19 protein-coding genes and 1 pseudogene are annotated in these 19,532 nt (G+C 69.1%); 12 read left to right on the plus strand and 8 right to left on the minus strand.

Annotated features, from left to right (window positions below; all coding sequences use genetic code 11):
- Positions 1 to 3 precede the first annotated feature (3 nt).
- Positions 4 to 621, minus strand: coding sequence for a DUF7108 family protein (locus RJT50_RS16420; protein ID WP_313692751.1), 618 nt, complete (start codon positions 619 to 621; stop codon positions 4 to 6).
- Complete coding sequence (gene rnhA / locus RJT50_RS16425) at positions 611 to 1,204, minus strand: ribonuclease HI (RefSeq protein ID WP_313692752.1); 594 nt, start codon at positions 1,202 to 1,204, stop codon at positions 611 to 613. The genes RJT50_RS16420 and rnhA overlap by 11 nt, the downstream gene beginning before the upstream one ends.
- 140 nt (positions 1,205 to 1,344) lie before the next feature.
- Here rnhA and RJT50_RS16430 point away from each other — a divergent pair, with 140 nt between their 5' ends.
- The 3 genes from RJT50_RS16430 to RJT50_RS16440 all read left to right on the plus strand — a co-directional run bounded on the left by RJT50_RS16430 (position 1,345) and on the right by RJT50_RS16440 (position 4,282).
- Positions 1,345 to 2,325, plus strand: a complete 981-nt coding sequence (locus RJT50_RS16430) for a transcription initiation factor IIB (RefSeq protein ID WP_313692753.1) — start codon at positions 1,345 to 1,347, stop codon at positions 2,323 to 2,325.
- Between the two features lie 323 nt (positions 2,326 to 2,648).
- Positions 2,649 to 3,914: a DNA repair protein NreA gene (gene nreA / locus RJT50_RS16435; protein ID WP_313692756.1), complete on the plus strand. Its 1,266-nt coding sequence runs from the start codon at positions 2,649 to 2,651 to the stop codon at positions 3,912 to 3,914.
- A 32-nt stretch (positions 3,915 to 3,946) separates the two neighbouring features.
- Complete coding sequence (locus RJT50_RS16440) at positions 3,947 to 4,282, plus strand: hypothetical protein (protein WP_313692757.1); 336 nt, start codon at positions 3,947 to 3,949, stop codon at positions 4,280 to 4,282.
- Here the strand turns inward: RJT50_RS16440 and RJT50_RS16445 are convergent.
- Entirely contained in the window at positions 4,258 to 4,707 is a 450-nt protein-coding gene (locus RJT50_RS16445) for a DUF302 domain-containing protein (RefSeq protein ID WP_313692758.1), read from the minus strand. The genes RJT50_RS16440 and RJT50_RS16445 overlap by 25 nt on opposite strands.
- Positions 4,708 to 4,738: 31 nt before the next feature.
- Positions 4,739 to 5,029: a DUF5789 family protein gene (locus RJT50_RS16450; protein WP_313692760.1), complete on the minus strand. Its 291-nt coding sequence runs from the start codon at positions 5,027 to 5,029 to the stop codon at positions 4,739 to 4,741.
- A gap of 182 nt (positions 5,030 to 5,211) precedes the next feature.
- Between RJT50_RS16450 and RJT50_RS16455 the strand changes: the two genes are divergently transcribed.
- Positions 5,212 to 6,237 (plus strand): cell division protein CdpA domain-containing protein, encoded by a 1,026-nt coding sequence (locus RJT50_RS16455; protein WP_313692761.1) that lies wholly within the window; start codon positions 5,212 to 5,214, stop codon positions 6,235 to 6,237.
- Positions 6,238 to 6,403: 166 nt separating this feature from the next.
- On the opposite strand, the gene polX is transcribed toward RJT50_RS16455, so the two are convergent.
- Positions 6,404 to 8,179 carry a DNA polymerase/3'-5' exonuclease PolX gene (gene polX, locus RJT50_RS16460; protein ID WP_313692763.1) on the minus strand — a complete coding sequence of 592 codons (1,776 nt, stop codon included), beginning with the start codon at positions 8,177 to 8,179 and terminating at the stop codon, positions 6,404 to 6,406.
- A gap of 71 nt (positions 8,180 to 8,250) precedes the next feature.
- Positions 8,251 to 8,700 carry a DUF5788 family protein gene (locus RJT50_RS16465; RefSeq protein WP_313692764.1) on the minus strand — a complete coding sequence of 150 codons (450 nt, stop codon included), beginning with the start codon at positions 8,698 to 8,700 and terminating at the stop codon, positions 8,251 to 8,253.
- Positions 8,701 to 9,753: 1,053 nt separating this feature from the next.
- On the opposite strand from RJT50_RS16465, the gene RJT50_RS16470 reads away from it, so the two are divergent.
- From RJT50_RS16470 to RJT50_RS16480, 3 genes and pseudogenes are all read left to right on the plus strand, one after another.
- Entirely contained in the window at positions 9,754 to 11,457 is a 1,704-nt protein-coding gene (locus RJT50_RS16470; protein ID WP_313692765.1) for an acyl-CoA mutase large subunit family protein, read from the plus strand.
- 366 nt (positions 11,458 to 11,823) lie between these two features.
- A pseudogene (locus RJT50_RS16475) lies at positions 11,824 to 11,892 on the plus strand (ArsR family transcriptional regulator); the annotation flags it as partial.
- A gap of 175 nt (positions 11,893 to 12,067) precedes the next feature.
- Positions 12,068 to 12,307: a DUF8036 family membrane protein gene (locus tag RJT50_RS16480; RefSeq protein ID WP_484494643.1), complete on the plus strand. Its 240-nt coding sequence runs from the start codon at positions 12,068 to 12,070 to the stop codon at positions 12,305 to 12,307.
- Between the two features lie 52 nt (positions 12,308 to 12,359).
- Here RJT50_RS16480 and RJT50_RS16485 read toward each other — a convergent pair whose 3' ends face one another.
- Positions 12,360 to 13,169, minus strand: coding sequence for a P-loop NTPase (locus tag RJT50_RS16485; protein ID WP_313692767.1), 810 nt, complete (start codon positions 13,167 to 13,169; stop codon positions 12,360 to 12,362).
- Between the two features lie 175 nt (positions 13,170 to 13,344).
- Positions 13,345 to 14,118 carry a GNAT family N-acetyltransferase gene (locus RJT50_RS16490; RefSeq protein WP_313692768.1) on the minus strand — a complete coding sequence of 258 codons (774 nt, stop codon included), beginning with the start codon at positions 14,116 to 14,118 and terminating at the stop codon, positions 13,345 to 13,347.
- Between the two features lie 120 nt (positions 14,119 to 14,238).
- On the opposite strand from RJT50_RS16490, the gene RJT50_RS16495 reads away from it, so the two are divergent.
- The 5 genes from RJT50_RS16495 (at position 14,239) to RJT50_RS16515 (ending at position 19,525) form a co-directional block, all read left to right on the plus strand.
- Positions 14,239 to 14,913 carry a haloacid dehalogenase type II gene (locus RJT50_RS16495; RefSeq protein ID WP_313692769.1) on the plus strand — a complete coding sequence of 225 codons (675 nt, stop codon included), beginning with the start codon at positions 14,239 to 14,241 and terminating at the stop codon, positions 14,911 to 14,913.
- A 225-nt stretch (positions 14,914 to 15,138) separates the two neighbouring features.
- Positions 15,139 to 16,494: a substrate-binding protein gene (locus tag RJT50_RS16500; protein WP_343218183.1), complete on the plus strand. Its 1,356-nt coding sequence runs from the start codon at positions 15,139 to 15,141 to the stop codon at positions 16,492 to 16,494.
- Between the two features lie 120 nt (positions 16,495 to 16,614).
- On the plus strand, positions 16,615 to 17,571 hold the full coding sequence (locus RJT50_RS16505) for a branched-chain amino acid ABC transporter permease (RefSeq protein ID WP_313692771.1): 957 nt from the start codon (positions 16,615 to 16,617) through the stop codon (positions 17,569 to 17,571).
- Positions 17,568 to 18,770 (plus strand): branched-chain amino acid ABC transporter permease, encoded by a 1,203-nt coding sequence (locus RJT50_RS16510; protein WP_313692773.1) that lies wholly within the window; start codon positions 17,568 to 17,570, stop codon positions 18,768 to 18,770. Before RJT50_RS16505 ends, RJT50_RS16510 begins: the two co-directional genes overlap by 4 nt.
- A complete protein-coding gene (locus tag RJT50_RS16515; RefSeq protein WP_313692775.1) occupies positions 18,767 to 19,525 on the plus strand; it encodes an ABC transporter ATP-binding protein in 759 nt (252 codons plus the stop codon). Before RJT50_RS16510 ends, RJT50_RS16515 begins: the two co-directional genes overlap by 4 nt.
- The last annotated feature ends 7 nt before the right edge of the window (positions 19,526 to 19,532 follow it).

Below are 19,532 nucleotides of genomic sequence, written 5' to 3' on the forward strand. Positions count from 1 at the left end.
CGACTACTCCGGGGGGGAGTCGTCGGCCGCCTCGATCACGAATCGGACCGACGCCTCCACGGCGTCCCGCTGTTTTGTCGACGGCCAGGCGTTGCGCGGGAAGTACTCGTCGAGGAACTCCGCCCGCTCGGCGGCCGTCGCGTCCCCGATCCGCTTCGCGTAGTGGTTGCTCATGAAGTCGGCGAACGCGCGGGCGTTCCGGGCGTGGACGTCGCCGTGTTCCTCCCGGACCCGCTCGACCAGCGCCTCGTTGCGCGCCTCGACCGCCTCCCAGTCGTCGGGGTCGTCGGCTCCCGAGAGCGAGCGTTCGGCGGCGCGCGAGGTGTCCTCGATCCGCTCGACCCGGGCCACGCCGTCGTCGAGCCACTCCTCGGGATGCAACACGAGGGTGTCGTCCGCCTCCCGCACCCGCGCCGTGTAGTCGTGTTCCGCCAGCCGTTCCCGCCGGTCCTCGCGGTACGCGGCCGCCTCGTCCCCGTCGACCGCCTCGCGGGCCAGCCGTGTGAGTCGCTCCGCGGCCTCGACGACCGGTTCCGGCAGTTCGTCAGTGGGGTCACTGCCCGAAGTCGCCCCCGAACCAGCCTCCCCCGCCCCGTCGCCGCCGTTCTGCTCACCCGTCATCGAACGCCTCGTTCGCCAGTTCGTCCGCGCGCTCGTTGATCTCGCGGGGAACGTGTTCGAGCGACCACCGGTCGAACCCCTCCAGCAGTTCGCGAGCCCGAACCCGCTTCTCGCGCAGCGTCGGCTCGTTCACCTGCCACTCGCCCCGGACCTGCTTGACGACGAGTTGGGAATCGCCCCGCAGGTCGAGTTCGGCCAGGCCGTAGTCGCGTGCGGCCTCCACCGCCCGGACGAGCGCGGCGTACTCGGCCTTGTTGTTCGTCGTGTCGTCGATACGCTCGGAGCCCTCGGCGACGACGCCGTCGCTCGTGACGATCGCCCAGCCGACGGCTGCCGGGCCGGGGTTCCCGCGCGAGGCGCCGTCGAAGTAGACGTGGCCGCGGCCGCCGCCGTCCTGAAGCAGCGTCGTCAGCCGCGCCGGGTCGCTCCCCTGCACGACGACCTTGTCGTCGTAGGCGACCGCGGTCGCGCCGCCGTGTTCGGCGCGCCAGCGCTCGTGGTCCGTGTTGCCTCCCGTGACGGTGACTCCGGCCGCCGCGAGCCTGTCCCTGGCGGCGCCGGGATCACCCTCGATAACCGGCATACTCCCCGATCCGACCCCGCGCGGCGAAAGCGTTCCGCTCCGGCCGTCTCGGTTCCCTCGATCGGGCCGCCGCCGGCCCCTTTCGGTCGACCTGCCACGCGAACTTTCAAGTCCCACGCGAGGGATAATATAAAACTGCGATGACACGGCCCACCCGCCAGCGCGAGGGAAACGAGCGACGAGAGTGGCGAGACAGTGGGGAGTCGGAGACGACCGAGGAGACCGACGACGTCGACCTCGACGAGGTGGACGAGGAGGATCTGGTTCGGACGGGCGACGGCGAGTTGATGCACGAGCCGACCGGCATCATCCTCGAGGAGGACCGGATCGACCCCGGTCCCGAGTGGCGCGCGTTCAACCACTCCGAGCGGCAGGAGAAGTCCCGCGTCGGCGCGCCGACGACGAACACGATGCACGACAAGGGGCTGACGACGACGATCGACTGGAAGGATCAGGACGCGTACGGGCGGTCGATCTCCTCGAAGAAGCGCTCCCAGATGCATCGGCTGCGCAAGTGGCAAGAGCGGATCCGCACGAAGGACGCGGGCGAGCGCAACCTGCAGTTCGCGCTCTCGGAGATCGACCGGATGGCCTCGGCACTCGGCGTTCCCCGGAGCGTCCGGGAGGTCGCGTCGGTCATCTACCGGCGCGCGCTGAAGGAGGACCTCATCCGCGGCCGCTCCATCGAGGGCGTCTCCACGTCCACCCTCTATGCGGCGTGCCGAAAGGAGGGCATCCCGCGCTCGCTCGACGAGGTCGCGGAGGTCTCGCGCGTCGAGCAGAAGGAGATCGGCCGAACCTATCGCTACATTTCCCAGGAGCTCGGCCTGGAGATGAAGCCCGTCGACCCGAAGAAGTACGTCCCCCGGTTCAGCTCCGAACTCGAACTCAGCGAGGAGGTCCAGAACAAGGCGAACGACATCATCGAGACGACCGCCGAGCAGGGACTGCTCTCGGGCAAGTCCCCGACCGGCTTCGCCGCGGCGGCCATCTACGCCGCCTCCCTGCTCTGCAACGAGAAGAAGACCCAGCGCGAGGTCGCCGACGTCGCCCAGGTGACCGAGGTCACCATCCGCAACCGCTACCAGGAGCAGATCGAGGCGATGGGCATTCACAGCTAGATCCCCGACGTCTCCGCCGACTCCCCCCTCGACTCGCCGTTTTCCGCCGATCCCGCTGCCGGCGTTTCCTCCCACACCGCGACGCGTAGCTTCAAATACGGTGACGGGGCCACCACCGCCGGACCTGATCGCCGACGCGCGGCGTCCAGCGGTCGTCTCCGGGTCGGACGGGAGCCGGCCCGGATACCCGCGACGCACCGCCGCGCGACCCCGCAGCCCGCGTCGCCCGTCAGCCCCATCTCCCGACGAACCGAACGACCCGCGTTTCAGTTTCACCCGGCCACGGGAACGTTGAAGCCGACTCGGCCGCTAGCCTCGCCCGAATGAAGCTGGACGACTTCATGGAGTTCGAGGTGAACGAGCGCGCCGAGCGCCGCCGCCTCGCCTCTGAGAAGTCCTACGAACTCCTCGATCAGATGGAGTCGTTCCAGCACCGGTTCGAGGAGGCCACGAGCGGCGACTCCATGTTCGGCTCCGTCTCGCCGTCCATCTTCGTCGGTCGTTCGAACTACCCGAAAGTCTCGACCGGGATCCTCTCGCCGGTGGGCCACGAGGCGGACGCCGCCCGGTTCGAGACGAACGCCGGCTGGTACGACGAGGGCGTCTCCATCTCGGACGTGTTCGAGCGGCGCACCTCGCTGCTCAACTCCAACCGGGCGGCCGACGTGACGAACGTCCACGACGCCTGGGACGGCTTCCTCGGCACCCAGCGCGAGGTCGCCATCGCTGACCGCCCGGTCGACGTGGAGATCGGCCTCGACGACGGGCCGGACCTGGACTTCGACGTCACCGAGGACGACGTCGCCACGCCGACCGGCCCGCGGGCGCGGGCCGAATCCGCGAAACTGACCGAGAACCCGCACGTGCCGCGGCCGGTCGAGAAGACGCTGGAGGACGACGACTGGAACGCCGAGGGCGCGATGACGTACCTCTACCGCCGCGGGCTGGACGTGTACGACATCAACACGGTGCTCTCGGCGGGCGCGCTCGGCCGGGGCGAGAACCGACGGCTCGTCCCGACCAGATGGTCGATCACCGCCGTCGACGACACCGTGAGCAAGTACCTCCGGGGAACCGTCCGAGACGCCCCGAGCGTCGACTCCATCCAGGTGTGGCGCAACGAGTACCTCGGCAACGCGTTCTGGGTCGTGCTCGCGCCCGGCGACTGGGAGTACGAACTCGTCGAGATGAAGGCGCCGGGGAGCATCTGGAACCCGGATCCCGTGGCGGGAGTTGCGATGTCGAGCGCCCACGAGAACCGCGACGGTCGGACCGGCTACGTCGACGAGACGGCGGGGGCCTACTACGCCGCTCGACTCGGCGTGCTCGAACACCTCTCGGCCGAGGGGCGCCAGGCCAAGGTGCTCGTCCTCCGGCACGTCTCTGACGACTACTGGGGACCGGTCGGCGTCTGGCAGATCCGCGAGGCGGTCCGCAACGCGTTCGAGGGCGAACACGGCGAGGCCGAGACGTTCGCCACAGCGGTCCGGTCGGTGGCCGACCACCTGCCGGTGTCGCCGGGCCGTCTCCGGTCGAAGTCCACGATGGTCGCGGGACTACAGTCGAGCCTCGCGGACTTCGGGGCGTAGGACTTACCCCGCCGCTCGCGCTGAGTGGAGCCATGGTCCCACTGTTCGGCGCCGTCCCCGGCGGGCCGGAACTGCTCATCATCCTCCTCGTGCTCGTGCTGCTGTTCGGGATTCCGCTGGTCCTGCTGCTGGGCGGCGGCGTCCTCGGCGTGAAACTGTTCGCCGACTCCGGGAACGAGGACGGTCGCGTCGACGAACTGGAGCGGGAACTCTCGGAGACGAAAGCGGAACTCCGCGAACTTCGGGACCAGCGGGACGGGGACTCGGGCGCGACTGGCTCCGGAGACGCGGGACCCGACGCGACGGACCGGAGCGACCGAACCGACGGACGCGACCCGGACGATCAGACGGAGTCGAGGTCCCCGTAGGCCGCGTCGACCATCTCGCCGGTCTCCGAGATAATCTCGTCGATCGCCTCGCGGTCGGCATCCAGCCCGAGCAGCCGCGCGATCCGCATGATGCTCACGTGGTACACCGTCTGCACGCCGGGTTCCTCCTCCCGGATGACGACGTTGCAGGGGAACAGCGCGCCGAGCCGTCCGTCGGTCGCGTCGAGCGCGCGGTCGGCCATCGCCGGGTTGCACGCGCCGAGGACGTAGTACGGGTCGCGGTCGGCGTCCACCTTCTCGTTCAGCAACTCCGCGGGCGAGAACTCGACGGGAACCCCGAACCCGTGGCGCTCGAACGTCTCGCGGACGTGCTCGATCGCCTCCTCGTGGTCGAGTTCCAGCCTCGCGCGTTTCTCGCCGACGTCGCCCGAGGAGACGGCCTCGGGATCGAACGGGAGCGTCATGACCCGCGGTTCGGGACGGGTCCGGAAAAGGTTACTCGGCGGTCTCGACGGGGCCGCGACCGACGGCGTCCTCGACGGCCGAGACGAACGTCTGTCGGCGGTCGAAGTACGTCACGTCCACCGCTTCGAGCACGTCGGCCAGTTCGCAGGGGCCGTCGGGCGTCCGGACGGTCGCGTCGCCCTCCTTCTCGACGATGCGGGACTTCTCCTGGGGCCAGGTGAGCCGCGAGGCGACCCGGGCGACCGGCGCGCCCTCGACGGCGGGGCCCTCGCTGAGTTCGACGGCGGGCTCTTCCGGCTCCTCGGATTCGTCGTCAGCCATGAACGACGGTTCGAAAGCGGCCCGTGTAATCCTTTCCGTTCGCGGCGTCTCGGCGGCGTCGGCGACCCCTCACGGTCGGGCACCCGACCCCGTCGGCCGGCCGTGAACGGGTCGACTCCGGCTCCGACGGGCATCGCCGCGTCTGACATACTGTTTTGTGTGATGCTCTCATAGACCGGGTCATGACCAGTTTGGGGGAGGTGTACGAGGGCAAGGTGGGGGAGTACGCCACCCTCCGGCGACTGTATCTCGGGGTCGGGTTGTTCCTCCTCGGCGCGCTTCTCGTCATCTGTGGCATCGTCGTCGCGTCGACGGACGTCGCCATCGGCGCGCTCGGCCTCGCCGGTGCCCGGCAGTACGGCGGCGTGCTCGGCGGCCTCGGCGTCCCGGCGGTGTTTCTCGGCATCTTCACGGTCCTCCCCACCGGGCGACGAACGCGAGCCGCGGCCGTCATCGGCGCCGGCGTCGCGGTGCTGGGCGTCGCCCTGTTCGCACACGCGTACCCGTGTCAGTGGTCCGGCTCGAACTGCGGCGCGGGGCTCGTCGACCTCACGCTCCCGACCGCTGCGGTGTACTTCGTCGGCACCATCACGACGTTCTGGTGTCTGTTCGTCGGCGTCGCCAACTTCAAGTCGCGCAACGACCCCGGCGGCACCGTTCGCCTGCAGGTGACGCGCGAGGGCGAGACCGAGATCATCGAGGTCCCGGCCTCCCAGGTCTCGGAGGTCGACGGCGCGAAGGGCGCGATGGGTCAGTTCGGCGGCGTCGGCTTCATGGGCTCGACCCCGGACGGCGACGTCGACACCCAGACCAACCGCCGACGGGCGGAGGAGCGCGGGCGCGAATCCGAACTCGACTCGACCGTCAGCGACGGCGGGGCCTCCGCGAGGAACGTCCAGCACCTCCGCGAGGAGGGCGGATCGGCGTCGGGGTCGCGTTCCGGCGGCGCCGACCGGTCGGGACCGACCGCGGCGACGACCGCGCCCGACTCCCCATCGTCCGGTCCGAGCGGGCCGACCGCCGGGGGGACGGCAGGGTCCGCCGGCGGCGACTCGGCGGGCAGATCGCGGAACGCCGGCGACGCGTACTGCGGGTCCTGCGGCCACTTCCAGTACGTCCGGACCGAGAACGGCATGCAGCCCTACTGCGGCCTCCACGACGACCTCATGGACGACATGGAGGCCTGCGAGGAGTGGAACCCCCGGTAAGGCGGGGGCAGCCCCGTCAGAACGGCTCCTCGATCCGGGTCCGGGCCTCGTCCCGGTCGCCTCCCACCCGGAAGCACTACCCGCCGGCGGGACGGCGCCGGAGTTCCTCGTCCGCGAGACCGTCAGGCACGTAATCCCGGGTGCGGTCCGAATCGGGGGCGGACCGTCAGCCGTCGAGGAACTCGCGCAGGCCCTCCGGATCGAGCGCGTTCACGACGTCCGCCGGTTCGGCCCAGCCGCGTCTGGCGGTGTGGACGCCGTAGCGGACGTACTCGAACTCCGCGGGCGAGTGGGCGTCCGTGTTGATCGCGACCGGCGCGCCCGCCTCGACCGCGGCGCGGACGCCGTCGCCGTTGACGTCGAGCCGCGCCGGGTTGGCGTTCACCTCGATGGCGGTGTCGGCTGTCGCCGCCGCCTCGGCGAGTCGCTCGAAGTCGACGTCCAGCCCGGCGCGCTCGTTGATGAGCCGGCCGGTCGGGTGACCGAGCACGTCCACGTGCGGGTGTTCGACCGCGCGGACCAGCCGCTCGGTCGCCTCGCCCTGGCCGAGCGCCGCGTGCGGGGAGGCGATCACGAGGTCGAGTTCGGCGAGCAGGTCGTCGCTCGTCGTCACGTCGCCGTCGGCGTCGACGTTCGCCTCGACGCCGTGGAACACGGCGATGTCGCTCCCTTCGCGGACCTGCTCGACCTCGGCGGCCTGCTCGCGCACGTCCTCGTCCGACAGCCCCGCGTCGCCGAACACGCCGGGTCCCTCGGCGTGGTCGGTCACGCAGTGGTAGTCGTACCCCCGCTCGGCGGCGGCATCGACCATCTCTTCGATCGTGTTGGCCCCGTCCGACCACTCGGTATGGGTGTGCAGGTCGCCCCTGACGTCGGCCTCCACGAGCAGGTCGGGCAACTCGCCGTCGAGCGCGGCCTGAACTTCGCCCGTGTCCCGCCGGATCTCGGGCGGAAAGACGGGCAGGTCGAGCGGTTCGTACACCTCGGCCTCCGTCGCCCCGCCGAGGCGCTCTCCCGCCCGCTGGTCGGGGTCGTCGGTTCCGCCGGACTCCGTCCGGCTCTCCGAGGCGCTCCGCGCCTCGCTGACGTCGAAGATGCCGTACTCGTTCATCTTCAGCCCCCTGTCGACCGCGAGGTTGCGGACACGGACGTTGTGCGCCTTCGACCCGGTGAAGTACTGGAGGGCGGCGCCGTACTCGTCGGGAACGACGACCCGGAGGTCGACCCGGACGCCGTCCGCGCGGACGCTCGCCTTCTGGTCGCCGGCCTCGATGACGTCGTCCGCGGCCGACCAGTCGGTGAAGGCGTCCACCACGGCGGGGCCGGCCTCGCTGGCGACGAGCACGTCCACGTCGCCGATGGTGTCCTTCCACCGCCGGATGGAGCCGGCGACCTCGGCCTCCGCCACCGCGTCGGCGCCGCGCAGGTACGCCAGGGCGTCGTCCGCGAGCGGCCGGGCGACGCCGAGCCGCTGGCGCTCGCCCGCCTGTCTGGCGAACGCGACGTTCTCCAGGATGTTCTCCTCGGTCTTCGGGCCGAACCCCTTCACCTGCTGAATCTCACCCGCCTCGGCGGCCGCTTCGAGTTCGTCCAGCGTCGTGATCCCAAGTTCCTCGTACAGCGTGCCGACCGTCTTCGGGCCGACGCCCTCGACCCGCGTCAGGGCGACCATGTCGACCGGGAGGTCGGCGCGGAGTTCCTCGAGTTCCTCGATCTCGCCGGTCTCGACGTACTCGACGATCTTGCTCGCGATGGCGTCGCCGACCTGGTCGATCTCCGCGACCGCGTCCTCGCCCTCGGCGGCCATGTCCTCGATCGCCCGCGGGTGGTCGCGGACGTTGTCCGCGGCCCGCCTGTACGCGTTCGGCTTGTAGGCGACGTCCCGAGCCTCCAGCAGGTCCGCGAACTCCTCCAGCAGCGCGGCGACCTCTGCGTTCCTCATCGGTGGTGTCTCCGCGCGGACGGGACTTAGAACGACGGGCCGAGTCGGGGCGGGGGGACGTGCGGCCCGCTCTATCGTCCGCCTCGCCCGCCGCGGCGGCCGCTCGACTCGTCCTGCCCGAGCGCCTTCTTCAGGAAGCGCATCCAGCGCTTCCGGTCCATCGCCTCCTGACGTTCGGCCTCCGCCTCGACGTCGCCGGACCTGAGCCCTTCGAGCGCTTCCAGCGCACGGTCGATGCCGATGACGCCCGCGACGAGTTCCTCGCCCGTGGCGAAGTCGACCTCGTTCTCCTCGATGGGTTCGAGCCGCTCGATGCGCTCGCGGCGGAGGTTTCGCTTGGCCCGCTCGACGCGCTCACGTTCCCCGTCGGGGACGGTGTCGCGGCGCTTGATCTCGAAGACGAACTCCCGCAGGTTGATCTGCTCCCCCTGGATCTCGATCTCGTCAGGGATGTCCGCGCCGATGGTGGCGGTCTCGCGGTTGACGCGTTCGAGGAGCTGCTTCTGTTCGTAGGGCTGCACTTCTGGTACTGGGTTCGCGGTTCAGGGGTTTTTGTGTGTCGTTGCTCGTTCGGTTCTGCCGGGGACGTTGGGTCACTGGGTTGACGACCGTCTTGAAGGTCCCCACGGCTCTCGGCTTGAGAGTTGGTTCGGTTGGTGTGGCGACCGCCTCGAAAGCCCCCGCGGCGCTCGACTCGGTGCGGCCGCTGCGCTCCTGTCGTTCGAAAGGCGCTTTGCGCCTTTCGTGATGCCGTCGGATTCCGGTGGAATCCGACTGCTGACGGGAAACCACCGGTTTCCCGTACTGACGAAAATCTTCGATTTTCGAACCACGGTGCTTGACGGTCCGCGCCGACGGAAGACTCGCTGCGCTCGACTTCCGAATTCTCGTTCGTTCCTGCATCGCTCACGAGAACGTCCCCGAGAACCGCGGCCCCTTTCAGTCCCACCCACACCGCACGGCACCGCCCAGCACCTCATCCTCCCCAGCCTCCTGCGCTCCTCGGCACGCTCACGCCGTTCGCGAGCCTGCGGTGCTCGTCCCTCGCGCGAGTTGGCCGCGCATGAAGCGCGGCCACCGCGCGCCACGTGGCTTGCCTACCCGAGTGCGGTGGCGCGTGCCGGCGGGCCTCAGTGCCCGCCGGATGCGCGCGAGGGATGAGTGAAGGGAGGCGAGCGGAGCGAGGCGACCGAGCGAATCGGCTGGGGAGGCGTGTGGCTGTGCCGTGCGGTGCGGTGACGGTGGGTGGGACTGAAAGGGGCCGGCTGGGTACGCGAACCCCGGACCCGCAAGCACCGGAAGGAGCGAACGTAGTGAGCGGCTGAGGAGCGCAGCGCGGTCCGCGGGAGCGTACCCAGCCGGGGGCTTTCGAGGCAGTCGCCACACCAACCGAACCAGCTATCGAACCGGGCGCGGAGGGTAATTCGGCGGCCGGCACCGCGATACTGCCCGACGGAACTCCGTCCAACCGAAATCAGACGACTCCCTCACGGGCGAGTAAGCCTCCGAAACCCGAACCCGACGAACCCGAAACACCCGAATCCTTAATGAGCGCACGGCGAATTCACCTACCCATGTACGACGAGGAGGACCTCGCCGAGATCCGCGAGGCCCGCGAGGAGTGGGAGGCCGAGACCCGCGACCCGGCGCTCGACGCCCACGGCGAGCGGAAGGAGCGGTTCGCCACCGTCTCGAACCTCGAGATCGAGGACCTCTACACGCCCGAGGACGTCGCCGACGTCGACTACGACGAGGACATCGGCTTCCCCGGCGAGGAGCCGTACACCCGCGGCCCGTACCCGACGATGTACCGCGGGCGGACGTGGACGATGCGCCAGTTCGCGGGCTTTGGCACCGCCGAGGAGACGAACGAACGCTTCCACTATCTCATCGAGAACGGCCAGACCGGCCTCTCGACGGCGTTCGACATGCCCTCGCTGATGGGCAAGGACTCGGACGACCCGCTCTCGGACGGCGAGGTCGGCAAGGAGGGCGTCGCGGTCGACACGCTGCGCGACATGGAGATCCTCTTCGACGGCATCGACGTCGGCGACGTCTCCACCTCGTTCACGATCAACCCGAGCGCGCCCGTCATCTTCGCCATGTACGTCGCGCTCGCGGACCAGCAGGGCGTCCCCCGCGAGCAACTGCGGGGCACCTTCCAGAACGACATGCTGAAGGAGTTCATCGCCCAGAAGGAGTGGGTCATCCCGCCCGAGCCGTCGCTCGATCTGGTCACCGACACCGTCGAGTTCGCCATCGACCAGACGCCGGGCATCTACCCCATCTCGGTGTCGGGCTACCACATCCGGGAGGCCGGCTCGACCGCGGTCCAGGAGCTCGCCTTCACCCTCGCGGACGGCTTCGCGTACGTGGAGGACGCCCGGGAGCGCGGGCTCGACGTCGACGAGGTCGCGCCACAGCTCTCCTTCTTCTTCAACTCGCACAACTCCATCTTCGAGGAGGTCGCCAAGTTCCGCGCCGCACGGCGCGTCTACGCCCGGATCATGGACGAGTGGTACGGCGCGGAGGCCGAGGCGGCAAAGCGGCTAAAGTTCCACACCCAGACGGCCGGCCAGTCGCTCACGGCCCAGCAGCCGCTCAACAACATCGTCCGCGTCACCATCCAGGCGCTCGCGGGCGTGCTCGGCGGGACGCAGTCGCTGCACACGAACTCCTTCGACGAGGCGCTCGCGCTGCCCGGCGAGGAGGCCGTCCGCGTGGCGCTGCGCACCCAGCAGATCATCGCCGAGGAGTCGGGTGCGGCCGACTCGGTCGACCCGCTCGCCGGCTCGTTCATGGTCGAGTCCCTGACCGACCAGGTCGCAGAGCGGACGATGGACTACCTGGAGGAACTCAGGGGGATGGGCGACGGCTCGGTCAGGGACGGCGTGCTGGCCGGCATCGAGCAGGGCTTCTTCCACCGCGAGATCCAGGAGGCGTCCTACGAGTACCAGGAGCGCGTCGAGGAGGGCGAGGAGGTCGTCGTCGGCGTCAACAAGTACGCCGTCGACGAGGACCCGGACACGGACCTGCTCCACGTCGACGAGGAGACACAGGAGCGCCAGCTCGACCGGCTCGCCGAGGTGAAAGCCGAGCGCGACGACGACGCGGTCGAGGCGGCGCTCGCGGAGCTGGACGAGGCCATCGAGCACGACGAGAACGTCATGCCGGTGCTCGTCGACGCCGTGAAGACGTACGCGACGATGGGCGAGATCATGGACGTGTTCGAGCGCCACTACGGCGCGTACCGCGAGAAGATCGGACTCGCGTCGTAAGACCGGCCGTCGCTGACAGGACCGTTCTTCGAGAAGCGGGTCGGGTTGTCTGCTGGCCCGGGTCCGAGGCGATGGTCCAGCGAGGGTGGACGTGTCAGAGTGCCGTCCGTCAGGTCCGAGGTTCGTCGCGGGACCACGTCCGGTCGGGCGGGAGTCGAGTCGCCCGCGCCGGACGACCAGCAGCGCCGCACGATGCGGCGACGGCCGTGGTACGTCGGCCGTCGACCCGCACGTGTGGATCGACCGGTGCGCCTAATCAGGATTGTCCGACCTCTCTCCGAATTCTCCCCAAAATCCGTCGAAACTCCCACGAAGAACCGGGTCGTGTCGGTGGACTTACGAGCACGCCGACTGCAGGCACGCTCGATGGAGGGCGTGCTGTGGTACGTGCTGACCGGGACACGCGGGGGCGAGAACCGCGTTCGTATCCTCCGCGCGCGACGGTACTGGGAGACGGTCGAGAAAATCATGGAGCGGGTCTGGTGACGCTGCACACGCCAATTTCGGAGAGAGTTTGCGGGGGCCACGGATATAGATGGCGAGTGACATGAGTCTCCGGCTGACCGTGACGTGAGCCGCCGCGGTCCTCAACATCGTCCTCCTGCTGGGCCTGAGCTACGTCTGGGGCCGGAACTACTGGCGGATGCGGTCGAAACACACGCTGGGGCTCGCGGCGTTCGCGGTCGTCCTCCTCGCGGAGAACGCGCTCGCGCTGTACATCTTCTACTGGGACCCCGTGTTGAGCGACTGGATCGCCTCGTCGGCGCCCGTCGCCCACCGGGCCGTCGGCGCGCTTCGGCTGTTCGAGTTCGTCGCCATCGCGGCGCTGACCTGGGTCACCTGGGACTGACTCCCCGACCGCCCGCGGGCTCTTCTGCCGCGTTCGCCGTACGACCGACGAGTCACCGGAACACGTCGCCCGCGGTCCCGCCGTCGGCGCTCGCGCCGCTGCCGAACCGGAACCCGCCCGAATCCTCCTCGACGGTCATGCCGAGCATGTCCGGGCGGCGACGGAGCGAGTCGGCGACGGCGCGATAGCCGTTCGCCGCCTCGCTGTCGGGCGCGTACGCCACCGCCGGCTGGCCCGCGTCCTGTGACTCCGGAATCGTCTCGTCGTGCGGGATGTGCCCGAGCAGGGGCGCGTCGAGGAAGGTGGCGATGCGTTTGGCCGGCGGCGACCGGCCGGTGCCCGACTTCGTGAGGACGACGCCGCCGACGGGTGCGTCCGCCCGCTCGGCGACGGTCATCGTCTTGTCCGCGTCGCGCACCGACGCGACCCTGGGGGTCGAGACGAGCACCGAGGCGTCCGCGAGCCCCATGGGCACGACCGTCTCGCGGCTGACGCCCGCGCCGGTGTCGACGACGACGACGTCGTAGCGGGCCTTCAGCGCGTCGAGCGCGCCGGGAAAACGGTCGACGTCGGCGTTCACGAACCCGTCCAGCTCCGTGCCGCTCGGCACCACGTCGAACCCGCCCGGGGCGGGGTAGGTGGCCTCGACCACGCCGGTCGCGCCCGCGAGCACGTCGTGGAACGTCCGCCCGTCCGCCAGCTCGACGTCGAGAAAGTCGACCGCGTTCGCCATCGCCAGGTCGGCCTCCACCACGGCGACGGCCCGGCCGTCCTCCGCGAGCGCGGCCGCGAGATTGAGACTCGTCGTCGTCTTGCCGACGCCGCCCTTCGCGCCGACGACGGCGAGTACCCGTCCGTCCATGCACACGTTCGGACGACGACGGTGCTTAAATTGTGATGGGCAGAGTATCGGAACTGATACCGATCCGGCGGCGCCGGCGGGCGCGACTCGAAAAGCACGCCGCGTGCACGGTGTGATTCAGCGGTCCGCCGCGTGCACGGTGCGATTCGACGGTCGGCCGTGATCCCGGTACGGTTCAGAGGTACGCCGCGTCCCACCTGGTCGGCTTGCGTCGGTTGCCGCAGTTGCCACACTCGACGGTCCCCATCGAGTCCACGAGCGCCGACGTGCTCTCGCAGTTCCCGCAGAGGTAGCCCTCGCGGGTCGTCCGCTCGGCGTCCGTGTACGTCGGGTAGAACGGCCCCTTGGAGGCGCGCTCGGCCTCGTCGTAGGCGACCGAGAGCGTTCGCCCGTCCGCGGTCTCGTGCTCCCCGGTGACCGTGGTGTCACCGTCGCCGTCGGTGAACTTCACGTATCGGCGCTCGCGGAACGTTTCGCCGCCGATCTCCACGTCCCGCTCGGCCCCCTCGGTGAACCCCTCGTCAGCGTAGAACGTCGTGCCGGACTCGTTCTCGACGAGGACGCGACCCTCGATGCGCGTGGCACCACGATCCAGCAGTTCCGTCTCAACGTGCCGGAGGAGGTCGGTGCCGATGCCACGGCCGCGGTGGTCAGGGTCGACGTGGAGCCAGTCGATCTCGCTGACCGGGTCCTCCCGGTCGATGAAGTAGCTCTGGACGAAACCGACCACCTCGTCGTCTCCCCCGTCCTCACTCCTCTCGACGGCCACGACGAAGACGGCGTCCTCGTCGGTCAGTTCCGCGGAGAGGTCGTCGCTCTCGTACCAGGTCTCCACGGCGTCCTCGATCGCCTCCCCGGAGAGCGCGTGGCCGTAGGACGCGTCGAGCGACCTGCGGGCAACGGTCCGGATTGCGTCCACGTCCCCGGCGGTTGCGGCACGTAGCTCCATGTGTGCCACGTTAGCATGGGAAGGGCCTAAAGTATGCGGCGCCTTCCCGGTACGGTGTGAGGTCGGGCGTCGCTGCCGCGAGCCGTGCCACTATGTACCAGGGGCGTGAGGTCACGCCCGATGAGCGAGACGCTCTGTTTCGACATGTACGGGACGCTGTGTGACACGAGCAGCGTCCGTGAGGCGCTCGCCGCCGAACTCGCGGTTCCGGAGGCGCTGGTGGCGGAACTCGACGCGACGTGGCGGTCGGAACAGCTCCAGTACTCGTATCAGACGGCGCTGATGGACGAGTACCGGCCCTTCTGGGACGTCACCGCGGACGCGCTCGCGTACGCGCTCGACCAGTGGGACGTCGAGGCCGACGAGCCGACCCGCGAGCGCGTGCTGGACGCGTACAACCACCTCGACCCGTTCCCGGCCGCCGTCGAGACGCTGACCCGGCTCTCGGAGGCGGGCCACACGGTGACGGTGCTCTCGAACGGCAACCCGGAGATGCTGGAGACGCTCGCGGGGAACGCCGGACTCGCGACCCACCTCGACGAGATCATCAGCGCCGACGAGGTGTCGACGTTCAAGCCCGCGCCGGCGGTGTACGAGAACGCCGCCGAGCGGACCGGCCGCGACGTCGGCGACTGTCGGCTCGTCTCGGGGAACGCCTGGGACGTGGCCGGCGCGGGGGCGGCCGGGCTGGAGACGGCGTGGGTGAACCGCGGCAACGACCCGTTCGAACGCGTCGGCGTCGCCCCGTCACTGACGGTCCGCTCGCTCTCGGGAGTCGCCGACGAACTCGCCTGACTCTCGTCCCGAGGGCCGCTCGGCCCCGTTCAGCGTCGACGGGGCTTCGCGGAGTGCTCACGATGGAACGTGTCGCCAGTTTATTACCTAATGGGCAGACTGAAACGACATGGGTGTGATAACCATTATCGTGGGGTTGATGGGGAACGGATATTATCTATATTAACATCAACTAAGGGTATATGCACGGAACGTTCATTAACAACCTGTCCGCCGGTATGTCTCATGGCACGGGATACCAGACCCATGAACAGGCGAGACGTGCTCAAGGCATCCGGCGCCGCGGGGGCCGCCGGGATCGCAGGACTGGCGGGCTGTGCGGGCGTCGGCGGCGGCGGCGGCTCCGAGTATCCCGCGATCGGGAACTACCCCGTCGAGGGCGACGAGGTCGTCTTCGGCTACAACGTTCCGCAGTCGGGCTCGTACTCCCAGGAGGGGCAGGACGAACTGCGCGGCTACCGGCTCGCCGAACAGCACCTGAACAACGGCGGCGGCTGGGTCGACGACTGGTCGGACCTCAGCGGCGACGGCGTCCTCGGCAAGACCGTCACGTCGGTCGAGGGCGACACGGCGACGAACCCCGACACCGCCCGACAGTCCGCACAGCGGATGATCGACCGGGACAACGCGATCATGATCTCCGGGGGGTCGTCCTCGGCGGTCGCCATCGCGGTCCAGTCGCTGTGTCAGGAGGAGAAGGTCCAGTTCCAGTGCTGTATCACGCACTCGAACGACACGACCGGACCCGAGTGTGTCCGCTACTCCTTCCGCGAGATGTTCAACGCGTACATGACCGGCCAGGCGCTCGCGCCGGTGGTCGCCGAGGAGTACGGGGACGACCTGAACTTCTACCAGCTGTACGCCGACTACTCGTGGGGCCAGACCCAGCAGGCCTCGATGGAGCAGTTCCTCACCGAGGCTGGCTGGTCCCAGATCGAGTCGGTGCCGACGCCGCTCGGGACCTCCGACTACTCGTCGTACCTCTCGGACGTGCCCCGCGACGAGGCGGACGCGCTCATCCTCAACCACTACGGGCTGGACGGCGCGAACTCGCTCCCGCAGGCGATCGAACAGGGGCTTGACCAGGACATGGAGGTCATCGTCCCGCTGTACAACCGGCTGATGGCCGAGGCGGCCGCAGACTCCATCGGCGGCATCTTCGGGACGGCCGACTGGAACTGGAAGCTGGAGAACTCGGCGTCCCAGTCCTTCGTCGAGGCGTACCAGCAGGAACACGATCGCGTGCCCAGCTACGGGGCCCGCATCGCGTACGCGCAGACGCTCCAGTACGCGGCGGCCGCCGAGCGCGCCGGGACGTTCTACCCGCCGGAGGTCATCCGCGCCATGGAGGGGTACGAGTACGACAACGCGGGGCTCGGCAGCGAGACGATGCGCGGGTGCGACCACCAGGGACAGCGCGACGTGCTCGTCATGCGCGGGCTCCCGCCGGAGGAGCAGACCGAGGACAGCCTCCTGGAGCTCGTCAGCACGACCTCGCGTGACAACCTCGGCTACGGGTGTGACAGCGGTCCGGCCGCCGACTGTGAGCTCGGCGACTACGGCGACGAGGACAGCGGCTGATCGGGCCGCCGGTCCGACGGGCCGGCACTTTATTCGACCGCAGGGCGAACCACGTCAACGAATGACGCCACCGACAACCACTCACAAGCGGACCCACACACCGGTCCTACACGAAGAATAATGGTACTCTTACAGGTAGACATCGCATCGATACTCCTCAACGGCCTCCAGCAGGGCGCGATCTACGCGCTCCTGGGGATCGGCCTCACTATCATCCTCGGGACGATGGAGTTTCTCAACCTCGCTCACGGGGCGCTCTATCTCGTGGGCGCGTACGTTGGGCTACTGGTGTTCCGCGAGACGACCCTCTCGAGCGGGCTGTTGCACGGCGCGGGCATCACGACCATCGGCTTCGACGGCGGGTTCCTCGCCGCGATCGTCATCGTCCCCATCGTCGGCTTCGCGGTCGGGCTGCTCATGGAGCGGTTCGTCGCCGAGCCGTTCTACGACCGACCGGAGACCGACCAGCTCCTCGTGACGTTCGGGCTCGCTCTCATCGTCGAGGAGATCGTGAAACAGGTCATCGGGGGCAACACGTTTCAGCCGGTCAGCCCCTCGACGATCTTCGGCGTCAACGTCTCCCAGCCGGTGAGCCTGCCGGTCGTGGGGCTGTTCCCGTCCTGGCGGCTGTTCATCATCGGTATCGCGCTCCTGGTCATCGGACTGACCTACATCGCGATCGAACGGACCGACTTCGGGCTGGTCGTGCAGGCGGGGACCCACGACTCCGAGATGGTCCGGCTGCTCGGCATCAAGATCACGCGCTCGTACAGCCTCGTGTTCGCGCTGGGGGCCGCGCTCGCGGCCTTTGCGGGCCTCATCGGCGTGTCGATCCAGACGATCAGCCCACAGATCGGCACCGAGCGCGCGCTGGTGCCCGCGTTCCTCACCATCGTCGTCGGCGGTGCCGGCTCCGTCCGCGGGGCGATCGCCGGCGGGCTCGTGCTCGGGGTGATCATCTCGGCGATGACCCAGACGTACAGCCAGTGGGCACAGATCGTGCTCTACCTGTTCGTCGCGGCGATGCTCATCGTCAAGCCGGAGGGGCTGTTCGGCTCCGTGGAGGTGGGCGAGTGACCGACGATCTCGACCGCGCCGAGGAGGCCGACCCCGTCACCGACGGCGGGAGCACCGTCACCGAGACGGAACGGACCTCGGCCGGCGGTTCGGGGCTGGCGGGCCTGCGCGAGCGCGACGACTTCGTCGTGATCGCCACCGCCGCCGCGCTGGTCGTCTTCCCGTTCCTGCTCGTCGACGTGCTCGGCGTCGTCGGCGACCTCATCGGGATGTCGATCGGCGGCTACGCGGGCCTCCCGTCGCTCGTGCTCATCTACGGCATCATCGTCATCGGCTTCAACCTCCTGCTGGGCTACACCGGGCTGCTGTCGTTCGGCCACGCCGCCTTCTTCGGCTCGGCGGCCTACTCCGCGGCGCTGTTCAGCCAGATCGTCCCCAGCCCCATCCTGATGGTGATCGTGGGGTCGCTCGTGGCGACGCTGCTCGCGTGGCCGATCGGATTCGTCTCGATCCGCCGCTCGGGCGTCTACTTCGCCGTCCTGACCCTGACGTTCGGACAGGCGCTGTACTTCTACGCGCTCGGACCCGGCGCGTGGCTCACCAACGGCGACAACGGCTTCTCGGACGTGGCGGCCCACGGGCTGTTCCTCGGCGCGCTGCCGCTGGACGCCCCGCTGCTTCCGGTGTTCGACTCGTACACGGTGATGTACGCATTCACCGCCGTGATGATGCTGATCGCCGTCTGGGTCGGCAACCGCATCATCAACTCGCCGTACGGGCTCATCTTCGAGGCGCTGGGCGAGAACGAACAGCGCGTCGAGTTCGTCGGCCTGAACGTGTTCCGCTACAAGCTGATGGCGTTCGTCATCTCCGCGGTGTTCGCCGGCGTCGGCGGGGCGATGTTCCTCATCCACGAGCAGTACATCCACCCGACGACGGGGCTCTACTGGATCCAGTCGGGCGACTTCGTCATCATGACGGTGCTCGGCGGCACCGGGAGCCTCATCGGGCCGGTGTTCGGCGCGTTCGTCTTCGAGTACGTCGCCAACGTCATCTCGGGCGTGAACCCGCCCGTCATCGGGCCCATCGGCTCGCTGTGGCGGTTCGTGCTCGGCGCGGTGTTCGTGTTCATCGTCTGGGTGTTCCCGCGGGGCATCTACGGCGCGCTCTCGGATCTCGGCGCCTGGCTCCTCGGGCGGAGCGGGGGCGGCGACGACGGCAGCGACCCCGCAGCGACCGACGGGGGTGAATCGGAGTGACGCTGCTCCACACCGAGGGCCTGACCAAGCGGTTCGGCGGCCTCGTCGCCGTCGACGACGTGAGTTTCGACGTCGAGTCCGGCGAGACCCGGGCGGTCATCGGACCGAACGGGGCCGGCAAGTCGACGCTCATCAACTGCATCACGGGCGCGCTGGAGCCGACGGCGGGCTCGGTCGAGTTCGCGGGCGAGGACATCACCGCGCTCTCGCCCCACGAGACGGTCCAGGCGGGCGTCTCGAAGTCGTTCCAGACGGCGTCGATCTTCCCGGGGATGACCGTCCGCCAGAACGTCGAGATCGCCGCGCTCGGCTCCGAGCACGGCGCGTTCCAGTTCAACTTCCTGAACCGGCTCTCGGGGTTCGAGGCGGTCCACGACACCGCCGACCGGATGCTGGAGTCGGTCGGCCTGCTCGGCGACGCGGACGTGGAGGCGGCGAGCCTCCCGTACGGCGACAAGCGCCGGCTGGAGATCGCCATCGCGCTGGCCTCCGAGCCCGAACTGCTGTTGATGGACGAACCGACCGCCGGCATGTCGCCGGACGAGACGGCCGACACCGTGGACCTCGTGGAACAGCTCCAGGAGGACCTCGGGCTCACGATCCTCATCGTGGAACACGATATGGAGATCATCTTCCGCATCGCCGACCGGATCCTGGTGTTGAACCGCGGCGAGGTGATCGCCGACGGGACGCCGGACGAGGTACAGGAGAGCGACCAGGTGCAGGAGGCGTACCTCGGGGGTGTGGAGCTTTGAGCTCCGA

This window comes from Halobaculum sp. XH14, assembly GCF_032116555.1.
Taxonomy (GTDB): Archaea; Halobacteriota; Halobacteria; order Halobacteriales; family Haloferacaceae; genus Halorarum; species Halorarum halobium.